The sequence below is a fragment of the Polaromonas sp. P1_G2 genome (genome assembly GCF_056405515.1).
This window is the reverse complement of the sequence record NZ_JBFUBY010000104.1, coordinates 1-13,054: the sequence shown is the minus strand read 5'-3', so window position 1 is coordinate 13,054 and position 13,054 is coordinate 1. Positions and strand designations below refer to the sequence as shown.

The 13,054-nt window shown below is 64.4% G+C and carries 12 protein-coding genes; 4 read left to right on the top strand and 8 right to left on the bottom strand.

Going from position 1 to position 13,054, the window contains the following annotated elements:
* The 5 genes from AC1D0P_RS12685 to AC1D0P_RS12665 form a co-directional block, all read right to left on the bottom strand.
* On the bottom strand, positions 1–404 hold a 404-nt coding region (locus tag AC1D0P_RS12685; RefSeq protein WP_477677066.1), incomplete at its 3' end, for a protein-methionine-sulfoxide reductase heme-binding subunit MsrQ.
* The gene (msrP, locus tag AC1D0P_RS12680; RefSeq protein WP_477677065.1) at positions 404–1,402 is read right to left on the bottom strand and encodes a protein-methionine-sulfoxide reductase catalytic subunit MsrP; all 999 of its coding nucleotides are present in this window, start codon (positions 1,400–1,402) and stop codon (positions 404–406) included. The genes AC1D0P_RS12685 and msrP, both read right to left, overlap by 1 nt.
* Before the next feature lie 98 nt (positions 1,403–1,500).
* On the bottom strand, positions 1,501–2,880 hold the full coding sequence (ccsB, locus tag AC1D0P_RS12675) for a c-type cytochrome biogenesis protein CcsB (protein ID WP_477677064.1): 1,380 nt from the start codon (positions 2,878–2,880) through the stop codon (positions 1,501–1,503).
* The gene (locus tag AC1D0P_RS12670; RefSeq protein ID WP_477677063.1) at positions 2,877–5,081 is read right to left on the bottom strand and encodes a cytochrome c biogenesis protein ResB; all 2,205 of its coding nucleotides are present in this window, start codon (positions 5,079–5,081) and stop codon (positions 2,877–2,879) included. The genes ccsB and AC1D0P_RS12670 overlap by 4 nt, the downstream gene beginning before the upstream one ends.
* Before the next feature lie 181 nt (positions 5,082–5,262).
* Complete coding sequence (locus tag AC1D0P_RS12665; protein ID WP_477677062.1) at positions 5,263–5,934, bottom strand: c-type cytochrome; 672 nt, start codon at positions 5,932–5,934, stop codon at positions 5,263–5,265.
* 210 nt (positions 5,935–6,144) lie between these two features.
* On the opposite strand from AC1D0P_RS12665, the gene yihA reads away from it, so the two are divergent.
* Entirely contained in the window at positions 6,145–6,873 is a 729-nt protein-coding gene (gene yihA / locus AC1D0P_RS12660; protein WP_477677061.1) for a ribosome biogenesis GTP-binding protein YihA/YsxC, read from the top strand.
* Positions 6,874–6,920: 47 nt separating this feature from the next.
* A complete protein-coding gene (locus AC1D0P_RS12655; RefSeq protein WP_477677060.1) occupies positions 6,921–7,832 on the top strand; it encodes an alpha/beta fold hydrolase in 912 nt (303 codons plus the stop codon).
* A 21-nt stretch (positions 7,833–7,853) separates the two neighbouring features.
* On the opposite strand, the gene AC1D0P_RS12650 is transcribed toward AC1D0P_RS12655, so the two are convergent.
* A complete protein-coding gene (locus AC1D0P_RS12650; RefSeq protein WP_477677067.1) occupies positions 7,854–8,732 on the bottom strand; it encodes a lysophospholipid acyltransferase family protein in 879 nt (292 codons plus the stop codon).
* 14 nt (positions 8,733–8,746) lie between these two features.
* Positions 8,747–9,610 (bottom strand): lysophospholipid acyltransferase family protein, encoded by an 864-nt coding sequence (locus AC1D0P_RS12645; RefSeq protein ID WP_477677059.1) that lies wholly within the window; start codon positions 9,608–9,610, stop codon positions 8,747–8,749.
* Positions 9,611–9,786: 176 nt separating this feature from the next.
* Between AC1D0P_RS12645 and metK the strand changes: the two genes are divergently transcribed.
* Entirely contained in the window at positions 9,787–10,971 is a 1,185-nt protein-coding gene (gene metK / locus AC1D0P_RS12640) for a methionine adenosyltransferase (RefSeq protein WP_477677058.1), read from the top strand.
* Between the two features lie 424 nt (positions 10,972–11,395).
* Complete coding sequence (locus tag AC1D0P_RS12635) at positions 11,396–12,751, top strand: sensor histidine kinase (protein ID WP_477677057.1); 1,356 nt, start codon at positions 11,396–11,398, stop codon at positions 12,749–12,751.
* Positions 12,752–12,773: 22 nt separating this feature from the next.
* On the opposite strand, the gene AC1D0P_RS12630 is transcribed toward AC1D0P_RS12635, so the two are convergent.
* Positions 12,774–13,054, bottom strand: a 281-nt coding sequence (locus tag AC1D0P_RS12630) for a hypothetical protein (protein ID WP_477677056.1), incomplete at its 5' end; no start/stop codon positions are given.

Below are 13,054 nucleotides of genomic sequence, written 5' to 3'. Positions count from 1 at the left end.
GGCGTCAACAGCACAAAGGCTGAAAACCCCACCAGGATGAATGGCCGCTTGGCGATGTCCCTGGCGATGTCGGCAAAGTCAAAGCCCATGTCGAACCAGCTGTAGCTCAGCAGGTGCACCACGACATAAAAATACGCGAAGAGCCCCAGCATGCGCCGAAAACGCGCCAGTGCCGGCGTGCCGCTGATGACACGCAGCGGCGTGACCGTCAGCACGATGCAGATAAAGCGCAGCGTCCAGTCACCGGTGGCGCGTATCAGCGCTTCAGCGGGATTGGCCCCGAGCTGGTTGGTGAAAGCGCCGTAGAACAGCCAGGCGAAGGGCAGCAGGCAAGCGATGAACAGCACCGGCTTGGCCGCTGGGTGCAGCAGCCACTTCTGCGTTGCCGCCTTGAGCGTGGCCATCAGAAATTCTTCTTGAGGTCCATGCCGGCGTAGAGCTGGCCCACCTGGGCTTCGTAGCCGTTGAACATCAAGGTCTTGCGCTTTTTGGCGAACAGGCCGTCTTCGCCGATGCGGCGCTCGGTGGCCTGGCTCCAGCGCGGGTGGTCCACGTTCGGGTTCACATTCGAATAAAACCCGTACTCCTGCGCCGCGGCCTTGTTCCAGGCCGTGCGCGGTTCCTTGTCGGTGAAGCGGATCTTGACGATGCTCTTGCCGCTCTTGAAACCGTACTTCCAGGGCAGCACCATGCGCACCGGCGCACCGTTCTGGTTGGRCAGCACTTCGCCGTACATGCCGAAGGCCAGCAGCGCCAGCGGATGCATGGCTTCGTCCATGCGCAGGGCTTCCACATAAGGCCAGTCCAGCACGCGCGAGCCGACAAAAGGCATGGTCTTGGGATCGGCCAGGGTGATGAACTCGACATACTTGGCGTTGCCCAGCGGCTCGACCTTTTTTATCAGTTCGGACAGCGAATAACCGACCCAGGGAATCACCATGGACCAGCCTTCAACGCAACGCAGGCGGTAAATGYGCTCTTCCTGCGGCGCAAGCTTGATCAGGTCTTCCAGCGTGAAGGTTTTGGGCTGCTTGACCAGGCCCTCAACGGCCACCGACCAGGGTTTGGTCACCAGGGTGTGGGCATTCCTGGCGGGGTCGGCCTTGTCGGTGCCGAACTCGTAGTAGTTGTTGTAAGTGGAGGCGTCTTTGTAGTCGGTGACCTTTTCCATGGTCGTGGCGCCGGCTACCGCCGATTTTCCGCCGGCCAGGGCCGCCAGCTTGCCGGGTTTTTGCACCGTCTGCGCCATGGCCTCGCGCCCCGCCCAGCTCGCCATGGCCGTACCCGCTGCGCCCGTGGCCATCAGCTTGATCAGGTCGCGCCGGCCCTGGTAAATGCCCTGCGGCGTGATCTCGCTGGGAACAATATGGTCGAAACCGCTGGCGTGGGTCTTGATGAGCATGAGAGCGTCCTTGAAAAAATCCGTTATGGCTTAGTCTGAATACGCGGCAGTTTCTTACACGGATTCAGCCAGGGGCTTTTACAAAGACTCCCCGCCGGCTACAAGGTTCCGTAGCTGTGCAAGCCCGAAAGGAACATATTGACGCCCAGGAAGGCAAACGAAGTGACCGCCAGCCCCACCAGGGCCCACCAGGCGGCGACCGTTCCGCGCAGGCCTTTCATGAGGCGCATATGCAGCCAGGCGGCGTAATTGAGCCAGACGATCAGCGCCCAGGTTTCCTTGGGGTCCCAGCTCCAATAGCCGCCCCAGGCCTCGGCCGCCCACAGGGCGCCCAGCACGGTGGCAATGGTGAAGAAAGCGAAACCGACGGCAATCGCCTTGTACATCACGTCATCCAGCACCTCGAAGCTGGGCAAGCGCGCGGCAATGCGTTTACGGCCCAGCAGGATGCCGGCGGCGATCAGCCCCGACACCGCCAGGTAACCGACCCAGTAATAGCTGCCGCCCACTTCGGCCGGCGACTTGCTGCGAAACACGATGGGCACGAAGCACAGCACGACACCCAGCAGCCACAGTGGCGTGAGCCGGTGCCACTGCTTTTCATCGGCCTGCTGCTTGATCAGGTAAGACAGCGACACCATGGCGGCCAGCGAGAACATGCCGTAGCCGATAAAGTTGGCCGGCACGTGCAGCTTCATCCACCAGCTTTTGAGGGCGGGCACCAGCGGCTGGATTTCATGGGCTTCACGCACCACGGTGTACCAGAGCAAAAAGCCGACCGCGGCGCTGACCACCAGCATCACAAAAGCGCCCAGCGCGCGGGTGTTGTACTGCGATTCAAAGTAGAGGTAGAAGGCCGCCGTCATCCAGCAGAACAGCACAAACACTTCGTACAGGTTGCTCACGGGAATATGGCCGACGTCGGCGCCGATCAGGTAGCTCTCGTACCAGCGCACCAGCGTGCCGATCAAGGCCATGCCGACGGCGACCCAGGCGATTTTGGAGCCCAGCGACTCCAGCGTGCCGCTCTGGCCTTTGGCGAACATGCCCAGCCAGTAAAAAATCGTGCTCATGAAAAACAGCACGCTCATCCACAAAATGGCCGACTGGCTGGACAGGAAATACTTGAGCCAGAACACCTGCTCGGCCCGCGCCAGGTCGCCCTGGTAGGAGGCGATGCCAAGCAGCGCAAAGACGCTCACCACCACCATCAGCACGCGCAGCGGCCGCCAGAACCAGCCCATGGCGATGGCCGCGGGAATAGCCGCCAGAAGGATGCCTTTTTCATAGACGTCCATGAAAGCGCCGTAGCGCACGAAGGCATAGAGAAAGCCGCCGGCGACCAGCGCGGCGAATACCCAGTCCAGCACATTGCGCCGGGCGAAATAGCCTTCGTTGAGGCTCAGCGTGCTGTCGCCGCCGCCGGCCTTCAGCGTGGTGGTGTTCACCGCCGTGGTGTTAATGGTGGAGGTAGTCATAAAGGCGCCTGCAACAGTTTCGTTTTCAACATCTCGAACTCCTTGTCGCCATCCAGGGTCTTGCGATTGGTGGACAAGGCCATGGTGGCCTGGCTGCAGCCAGCGGCTGATTCCGGCACTGAATCCACAACATTGTGATCCTTTGCCTGGCCGCTACCCGCGCCGCGCGGCGCCAGCCAGACCCAGACGCGGCGCTCACGCACATACAGCATGGCGAACACGCCCAGGATCAGGAAGGCGCAGCCCAGGTACACGATGGTTTTGCCCGGCGCGCGCGCCACCTGGAACACGCTGGCCTGGACCTGCGTGAAATCCTTGAGCTCAAAAGCCATGGGCGCCGGATAGAAATGGGCGTCCGACAGGCTCAGCACCATCTGCGACATGAAGGCCAGGGTTTTTTCGTCCTGCGCCATGGGCTTGAGCCCGGCCTGCTCGCGTGTCATCTGGGCCAGTTCGAACAGCGCGCCGTTGAGGATGCGGACCAGCACCTCGCCGGCGCGGTTGCGCTCGGCTTCGGGCACATTGGCTTCCATGAAGTCGGAAATCGCCTGCAGGCCGGCGGTCTTGCCCCCAGCCGCAGCCGGGCCGCCGCCGGCAAACAGCGCCAGCGCGCGCGAAGCCGAAGCTGCGAGCTGCTGCGCCAGTTCGGGCCGTTCACGGCCTATGGCCTGGCTGGCATAGCGCTTGACGGCCAGCTCGCGCTGGGCCGGGTTGGCCAGCGCGGCGCGCAGCCGCAAAAAGGTTTCCATGCCGCCTTCGGCATCGACCGGGATGCGCAGGTACTGGAAAGGGGCCGAGGGGGTCTCACGCACACCCATCAGGTAGACCGCCGGGCTGTTTTCGCCGGGGTCGGTCTTGACCGGCAGCATGTAGTTGTGGAACTCGCGAGCCTGGCCGGCGGAATCGCGCAGCTTGTAGCTCACGCTGGGCCCGACGTTGCGCAGCTCTTTTTGCGTGACCGTCTTGTTGGCCGCGCCCAGTCGCGAATCGATGGCCTGGTGCAGGTCGACCTTGCGCACGTCGGCGCCCGAGCCGCCCATGCTGCCGCCCGAGGCGAAGTTTTCCACGTTGATGACGCGCAGCGCGGTGTATTCGAGCGTCAGCTTTTCGGCGCTGTCGCCCTGCCCGTTGCTCAGGCTGCTGGTGCCGCCTATGGTGCCCTGGATTTCAAAGGGCTTGGTGGCCGCCGCCATGGGAATAGCCTTGAGCGTGACGCTGGAGCCGCCGTCGTCGAAGCTGGACTGGTAGATCTCGACGCCCTTGTGGCGGGCCGGGTGGTTGACCTCCACGCGCGCCGGGATTTTTTCGCCGGTTTCCTTGTCGTGGATGATGATGTCGCTGGCGAACAGCTTGGGCATGCCGGTCGAGTAGTACTCGACGATGAATTTTTTCAGTTCGATGGAAAACGGCAGCTCCTGCAGCAGCACACCGCCGGGCTGGTTCAGGATGGCGGTGCTGGACTGCGTGCCTTCGGCCACCAGCAGGTTGGCGCGGAAGGTCGGGTTGCGGTCGCTCAGGCGGTACTGCGCCGGCACGTCGGCGATCAAGCCGCCGCCGGTGTAAATGGATTTGCCGTTGAGCCACATCTGGCCGCGCACGATCATGTCGCCGTCCAGCAGGCCGCCCACGCACACCAGCACGATGGCGCTGTGCGCCGCGATATAGCCCAGCTTGTTGGCCGCGCCCTTCTTGGCGGCCACCATCCAGCCGTCGCCTTCGGGCGTGCGGCGCTGCTGCAGCTTGACCTTCCAGCCGCTTTGCACCAGCGTCTGGCCGAWGCGGCGCGCGGCGGCTTCGGGCGCTTCGGCCAGCGCGGCTTCGGCGCGGTGGCCGAAGGCCTTGAGGCTTTGCTCCCGGACGTTTTCCTTGAGCTGGTTCAGGTCCACCAGGATTTTGGGCGCGTTGCGCGCGATGCACAGCGAGGTGGAAATGACCAGGAAGGCCAGGATCAGCAGAAACCACCAGGCGCTGTAGACGGTGTTGAGGCTCAGCAGGCTGAAGGCCTGGGCCCAGAACGGGCCGAACTGGTTTACGTAGTTGCCCAGAGGCTCCGCCTGCTTGAGCACCGTGCCGATGATGGACGCGATGCAGATCACCGTCAGCAGCGAAATGGAAAACCGCATGGACGACAGCAGTTCCACCGACGCCCGCAAGCTGCGGGAGCCCCAATTGACCTTCATACCCTCGGTGGAAACTGTCATGCTTTAAATGGAACCGGATCGGGCTGGCGGCAGCCGGCAAAAGAGAAAAAAGAAAAAAGGCGGGCTTTCATCAGAAAGACCCGCCTTTGGTGTGATTGGTTTTAGCGGCTTGGGTTCAATACGGCAGTCGAACTGCRTGTATTTTTTCGGCAAAAAAGCCCGCCTTGCGGCAGGCCTCGCCTCAGCGCAGGCCGGCGATGTAGTCGGCCAGCGCGCGGATTTCGCGGTCGTTCAGCTTGGCGGCCACCTGGGTCATGGGAGCGCTGTTCTTGCGGCCRCCGTCGCGGAAAGCGGTCAGCTGCGTCACGGTGTAGTCGGCATGCTGGCCGCCCAGGCGCGGGTATTGGGAGGGAATGCCGGCGCCGGTCGGGCTGTGGCAGCCCGCGCAAGCGGCGATCTGGCGATCCTGCACGCCGCCGCGGTAGATGCGCTCACCGAGGGCGACCAGTTCCTTGTCCTTGGCAAAGCCGGTCTTGGCTTTTTTCGAGGTGGCCCAGTACGCGATGTTTTTCATGTCGTCGTCGGACAGCGCCGAGGCGAAGCCCTGCATGATGGGGTTTTTGCGCTTGCCGGATTTGAACTCCTGCAGCTGCTTGACCAGGTATTCGGGGTGTTGCTGCGCCAGCTTGGGGTTGGCGGGCGTGCCCGAATTGCCGTCGTCGCCGTGGCAGCTGGCGCACACGGCAGCAAAGCTGGCCCCGCCCTTGACCAGGTCAGGCTTGGCAACCTTGGCCGGGGCCGCTGCGGCAGCCGGGGCGGCGTCGTGCGCGGGGGCGGCTTCGCCGGCGGCAAACGACGACACGGCGGGCACGGCCAGCAAAGCGGCCAGGAGGGAAGTAACGAACAGCTTCATATCGGGGGTTTTAATTGGTTGGCGCACAAAACTTATAACTTTCTGATTTTACAATGGCTTCAGGGCACCCCCGATTATTCGGGTCTTGCCGCGGCAATCCGCCAGGGGCTCCCTGCCGGTTCACGGCCTCCCAAGCCCCGCCCACAGGGGCGCTGACCCCTTTCAACGCATGCCGCCGGCATGCAACCGACCTTCAGGGACCGCCCGACCATGACTTCCGCTTCCCCGTCCAAAACGCCCCCAATCGCACCCGGCACCCCCGATCCCAAGATCGCCATGGGCTGGCTGCACACGGCCAAGTTCCTGACCACCGCGCCCGAACTCAAGCACCTGCCGCGCGTCGACGTGCCTGAAATCGCCTTCGTGGGCCGTTCCAACGCCGGCAAATCCACCTGCATCAACACCCTGACGCAGCAGCACAGGCTGGCGTTTGCCTCCAAGACACCGGGCCGCACGCAAAGCATCAACCTTTTCAGCCTGGGCAARCAGGGCGTGACCGACGCGGTGCTGGCCGACCTGCCGGGCTACGGCTATGCGGCCGTGCCCAAGGAAGCCAAATACCGCTGGCAGCAGGTGATGGGCAACTATTTGCAGACGCGCGACAACCTCAAGGCCGTGGTGCTGCTATGCGACCCGCGCCTGGGCCTGACCGAACTCGACGAAATCCTGCTCGACGTGATCCGGCCGCGCGTCGAAGACGGCCTGAAGTTCCTGGTGCTGTTGACCAAATCCGACAAGCTCAACAAGACCGAGGCGGCCAAGGCGCTGTCCATTGTGCGACTGCAGGCCGGCGGCGGAGACGTCAAACTCTTTTCTTCGCTGAAGCGCCGCGGCGTCGAGGAGGTCGCCCAGCATTTGTGGGACTGGGCCCATCCGCCTGAAAAGCCGGCCAAGGCCGCCAGGGCCGCGCCTGAAGACGTGCCTGAAATCAACGATTAAGGCCGGGCGGCGCTTTCAGCCTTCAATAGAAAGCAGAGCGCAACGCCATGATTGAACCCAGTTTGCAGGCCCTGCCGCACGGCATCACCCTGTCCTGCCGCGCCAGCGGCGCCAGAGACCGGCCCGTGCTGATGTTTCTGCACGGTTTCCCTGAAGCCGCCTTTGTCTGGGACGGCCTGCTCGAACACTTCGCCCTGCCCGAAAACGGCGGCTTCCGCTGCATCGCGCCCAACCTGCGCGGCTTCGAGCAGTCCAGCGCGCCAACTGACGCCTCCGCCTATCGGCCCAAACACCTGGTGCAGGACATCGCCGCGCTGATAGCCCTGGAAGGCGGGCAGCTTGAATGCCTGGTTGCGCATGACTGGGGCGGCGCCGTGGCCTGGAATCTCGCGGCCGGCCAACCGGCCTTGATGAAAAAACTGGCCATCATCAATTCGCCCCACCCCGGCACTTTTTTGCGCGAACTGCAGCAGTCGCCGGTGCAGCAGGCCGCCAGCGCTTATATGAACTTCCTGATCCGCCCCGACGCCGAGGCGTTGCTGGCCGAGGACGACTTTCGCCGCCTCTGGGAATTTTTCACGCACATGGGCGCGGCCGACGGCCCGCACGCCTGGCTCACCGATGCACTGCGGGACCAGTACCGCGCCATCTGGCGCCAGGGCCTGACCGGGCCCTGCAATTACTACCGTGCCTCGCCGCTGCGCCCGCCCCGGCCCGGCCCGCCGCACAACGACCCGGCCGCGGCGGCCGTGACGATTCCGCGCCAGATGCTGGAGATCCACTTGCCCACGCTGGTGCTCTGGGCCATGGACGACATCGCCCTGCCGGCGGTCTTGCTGGACGGCTTGCAGGACTATGTGCCGCGCATGGACCTGAAGCGCATCGAGGGCGCGACCCACTGGATCGTCCATGAGCAGCCGGCGCTGGTGGCGGCGTATCTGGGGGATTTTTTGCGCTGACGGCCACGAGGCCGCGCCAACTCAATACAGCGAGGGATCGCCTTCAGGCCGGGTCTTGAAACGCTTGTGCACCCAGTAGTACTGCGCCGGCATGGCCTCGATGTAGTCGCGCAGCCGCTCGTTCATGAGCGCGGTGTCGGCCACCGGATCGTCGGAGGGGAAGTCCGTCCAGGCCGGCAACACCTGCACCTCGTAGCCGGTAGGGGTAATGCGCGGCAGCAGCGGCAACACCTTGGCACGGCCCAGTTTGGCGAAGCGCGACAGCGAGGGCACGGTGGCGGTGGGCACGCCGAAAAAAGGCACGAACACCGAATCGTCGGGACCGAAATCCATGTCGGGCAGCAAATACAGCGGCTGGCCTTCGCGCAGCGCCGCCACGATGGGCTTGACGCCGGCCGCGCGGCCGAACAGGCGTAAATTGCCGAAGCGCCGGCGCCCGCGCAGTATCCAGCGATCCACCAGCTTGTTGGACTGGTCGGTGTAGATCGTCGTGGAGGGCCGGGGCATTTGCAGCGCCACGGCGGTCCACGCAGCGTCAAGCCCCACAAAATGCGGCAGGAAAATCACAGTCGGCGCGTTGCCCGCGAGTTCTTCCAGCGCGCCCGTCAGGTTCACGCGCCGCTGCACCCAGGTTTTGGGCGCATGCCACAGCCACGCACGGTCCAGCCAGGCCTGCGCGAAGTACACAAAGGTCTGCACGTTCAGCCGGCGCCGCTCGTCCGCGGAAAGCGCCGGGAAGCACAGGGCCAGGTTGCTGTCCACCACACGCCGGCGCGCGCCCACCACGGCGTACAGCACCCAGCCGAGCAGCGTGCCCAGGCCGCGTGTCCACGAAAGCGGCACCAGGGCCAGCAGCTGCATAAAGAGGATGCCGCCGCGGGTTACCAGCCGGCCGGCCATCTGTCGGGCAGTCTTCAAAGCGGTGCTTCCTTGCGGGGTGTCTTGTAGCGCGCATAACCCCACAGGTACTGGCCGGGCTGGCTCAGCACGATGGCTTCAATGGCGCGGTTGATCTGCGTCACGGCCTGCAGCAGCTCGGCGCGGGGCTTGCCGGAATCGACCGGCTGAACGCCTTCGACCGCCGGCCATATCTTGAGGAAATAGCCCCGGCCGTGCGGCAGGCGCTCGCAGCTCTCCGGCAGCAGCACCGCCCCGCTTTGCAGCGCCAGCCGCGCCGCCAGGGTCATGGTGTAGGCCGGCTTGCCGAAAAACGGCGCCCAGACGCCCAGCCCCTCCGGCGGCACCTGGTCGGTCAGCAGCGCCACGGCCTGGTTGGCCTTGAGGGTTTTATGCATCAGGCGGATTCCGCTCAGCGAGGCCGGCACGACGGTGAGGTTGGCACGGTCGCGCGCCAGCCGCTCCAGCCGCGCCAGCCAGGCCTTGCGCGCCGGCCGGTAGATGGCGGTGATGGGTCCGTAGAGTTCGGCCAGGGCCTGCGGGCCCAGCTCGAAACTGCCGCAGTGAGGACCGAAAAAAATCACCCCGCGGCCTTGAGCGAATGCCTGCTCCGCGTGGGCCTGGCCTTCCACCCGCACATTGCCCAGGCAGGACTCCGAGGCCGGCCGCATCCACAGCTTGGGCAGTTCGGCGATAAAACGCCCGGCTTCCGCAATCGCCGGTCGGGCCAGCTCAAACGGCAGGCCGGCCTGCGCCACATGGGCCCGGAACTGCGCGCGGTAGCGCGGGCTCGCGGCCCAGACCAGCCAGCCCAGCGCAGCGCCAAGCGCATGCAGGGCGGCCAGCGGCCAGAGGGCGAAAAAACGGAATAACCAGGACATTAAGCGGGCAAAAGGGGTATTGAAGGGCCAATCCAGCCCAAAACAGGCTGTCTTATAATGAAGGCTGTCGCTGAGTTACTGAACAACTTGCAGGGCGACATTAAACCAAACTGCTAAAGCGTTCGCCGAAGCACCCCAGCCGGCAACGCGCCGACAAACTTCATGGAGTGTACGCAATGGCGAACGATTTTCTCTTTACTTCCGAATCCGTCTCCGAAGGCCATCCCGACAAGGTTGCCGACCAGATTTCCGACGCGATTCTCGACGCGATTTTTAAACAGGACCCGCTCTCGCGCGTGGCTGCCGAGACCCTGACCAACACTGGCCTGGTCGTGCTGGCCGGCGAGATCACCACCAACGCGCACGTCGACTACATCCAGGTCGCGCGCGACACCATCAAGCGCATCGGCTACGACAACACCGAATACGGCATCGACTACAAGGGCTGCGCCGTCATGGTCTGCTACGACAAGCAGTCCAATGACATCGCCCAGGGCGTGGACCACGCCAGCGACGACCACCTGAACACCGGCGCCGGCGACCAGGGCCTGATGTTCGGCTACGCCTGCGACGAAACGCCCGAGTTGATGCCCGCGCCGATTTATTATGCGCACCGCCTCGTCGAGCGCCAGGCCCAGCTGCGCAAGGACGGCCGCCTGCCTTTCCTGCGCCCCGACGCGAAAAGCCAGGTCACCATGCGCTACGTGGACGGCAAGCCGCACAGCATAGACACCGTGGTGCTGTCCACCCAGCAYAGCCCCGACCAGAGCGAAACCGCGCACAAGATGAAGGCTTCTTTCAATGAAGCCATCATTGAGGAAATCATCAAGCCGGTGCTGCCCAAGGGCATGCTGACCAAGGACACCAAGTACCTGATCAACCCGACCGGCCGCTTCGTCATCGGCGGCCCGCAGGGCGACTGCGGCCTGACCGGCCGCAAGATCATCGTCGACACCTACRGCGGCGCCTGCCCGCACGGCGGCGGCGCCTTCAGCGGCAAGGATCCCAGCAAGGTGGACCGTTCGGCCGCTTACGCCGCCCGCTACGTCGCCAAGAACATCGTRGCGGCCGGCCTGGCCCGCCAGTGCCAGATCCAGGTGGCTTACGCCATCGGCGTGGCCAAGCCCATGAACGTCACGGTCTACACCGAAGGTACCGGCGTGATCTCCGACGAAAAGCTTTCGGCCCTGGTCAACGAGCACTTCGACCTGCGCCCCAAGGGCATCATCCAGATGCTGGACCTGCTGCGTCCCATTTACGAAAAGACCGCAGCCTATGGCCACTTCGGCCGCGACGAACCGGAATTCACGTGGGAAAAGACGGACAAGGCGGCCGCGCTTCGCGCGGCTGCGGGCCTGTAAGGCCCCGAGCGAAGCGAGTTTGTCCGGCTTTCAGCGCAGGCTAACTTCGCATCGCGAAGTTAAGGGCCGAAGGCCCGCGCCGAAGCTAAAGAACTGATAAAGCTCAAGCGCTGCGTGCAGCGGCGGGCCTGTAAGGACCGCGGAGCGAAGCTCCTCTTGAGCTTTGGGGACCGCTCGTATTGCGCAGCAATGTGATGCGGTCACCACAAGGCAGCTGCGTTGCGTGCGGYGGCGGGCCTGTAAGCCCCACACAACAAGACCGGCGGCAAGGCGCGGCGTCCTACGCCGCACCTTGCCGAATACCGGCACCATAGAGCCACCTCCGGGTGGCTTTTTCATGCCTTGCCGAGAGGGCCGGCCTCCACAATTTTGGGCAGCGTGCGCCGGCCGGCGGCACCATTCGAGAACTTCCACGAAAGCTCCCATGCGAAGCACTCCCCACAAAATGGCCGTCAACATCGCCTGTGCCCTGGTCGCCGTGCTCACGCTGATCGGCATCAGCGAGCTGTCGTACCTCCGATCCATGGAGGCGATGGACGAAGTGGCCAAGGCCCACGTCGCGCGCAGCCATGTGCAGCGGCTGCTGCGCGATGTGCTCGACGCGGAAACCGGGCAGCGCGGCTACCTGTTGACCGGCGACACCATGTACCTGGAGCCCTACAAGGCCGCCATCGCGGACATCAGCCAGACGCAGGATCAGCTGCGCGAGTTGCTCGCCATGCGCAAGGACCAGGTCGACACGCTGTCGACGCTGGGGCGGACGGTGCAGCGCAAGCTGGCCGAAATGGACCTGTCCATCCGCATGAAGAACGAGGGCAAGGACGATGCCTGGCGCTTTGTCCTGACCACGGAGGTGGGCAAGGAGCAAATGGACATCATCCGCAACGGCGCCGCCCGGCTGGTCACCGAGACCAACCAGGAGACCACCAACGGCTACACGGAAGTCCGGCACTCCCTGCTGCTGACGCGTATAGGCATCACCCTGGTGGCAAGCGTCGCTTTTATCGCCTTCTGGCTGTATCTGCGCCAGACGGCCGCATTGGAGCAGGCCGGGCAGCGCCAGCAGCTGGCCTTGCAGGCCGAGCGCGACCTGCTGGGCGTCCAGATCAGGGAACGCACCAGCCGCCTGGCCGAACTGGCCACCCACCTGCAGCAGATCCGGGAAGAAGAAAAAGGCCACCTGGCGCGCGAACTGCACGACGAACTCGGCGCCCTGCTCACGGCGGCCAAGCTCGACGTCGCGCGCATCAAGGCCAAGCTTTCCGGCGACAACGGCGACCTGCCCGCCCGCATCGAGCACCTGATCGAAACGCTCAACAGCGGCATCACCCTGAAGCGGCGCATCATTGAAGACCTTCGGCCTTCCTCACTGTCCAATCTCGGGCTGGTGCCGGCCCTGGAAATCCTGACGCGCGAATTCGCCCAGCGTTCGGGCCTGAGCATCGCCACCAACCTTGAGCCCGCGGCCCTGGACGAAACCATCCAGCTGACGGTTTACCGGCTGGTGCAGGAAGCGCTGACCAATATCGCCCGCTATGCGCAGGCGCAGAACGTGGACATCAACCTGCTGAGCTACAAGGACTACATCGTGGTGACGGTCCACGATGACGGCCGGGGTTTCGACCCGCTGGCCGTCCAGGCCTCAAGCCATGGCCTGCAGGGCATGCGCCACCGGGTGGAAGCCTCGGGCGGGCGCCTTGACATCAACGCCACCCAGGGCACGACCATCGCGGCCACGCTGCCCCTGACGGTGCTGCGCAAGGCGGCGCACCAGGGGTGAGGCCGGCCACCGCTGAACAAATTCAGCCGCGCGTGTAAGGCGTCTTCCCGATATGCGGGGTGTTGCCCAGTTCTTCGGACGGTTCGCCATCGGCCTTGGGCTGGGGAAGGGTTTTGTTGGTGCCCTCCTTGCCGAATTCATCCGAAGCCTTCTTGCGGGGCGGGCCCGCAGGGGTCTTTGTACCGCCGGTCCGCCGGTTCCCCGGCTCCGGACTGGATCTGCTGCTCATTTCCCTCTCCCGGACACAGAAGTGGCGAATTCCATGGAATCCATCAGGTGACAAAACTGCTGCCGGCCGGGATG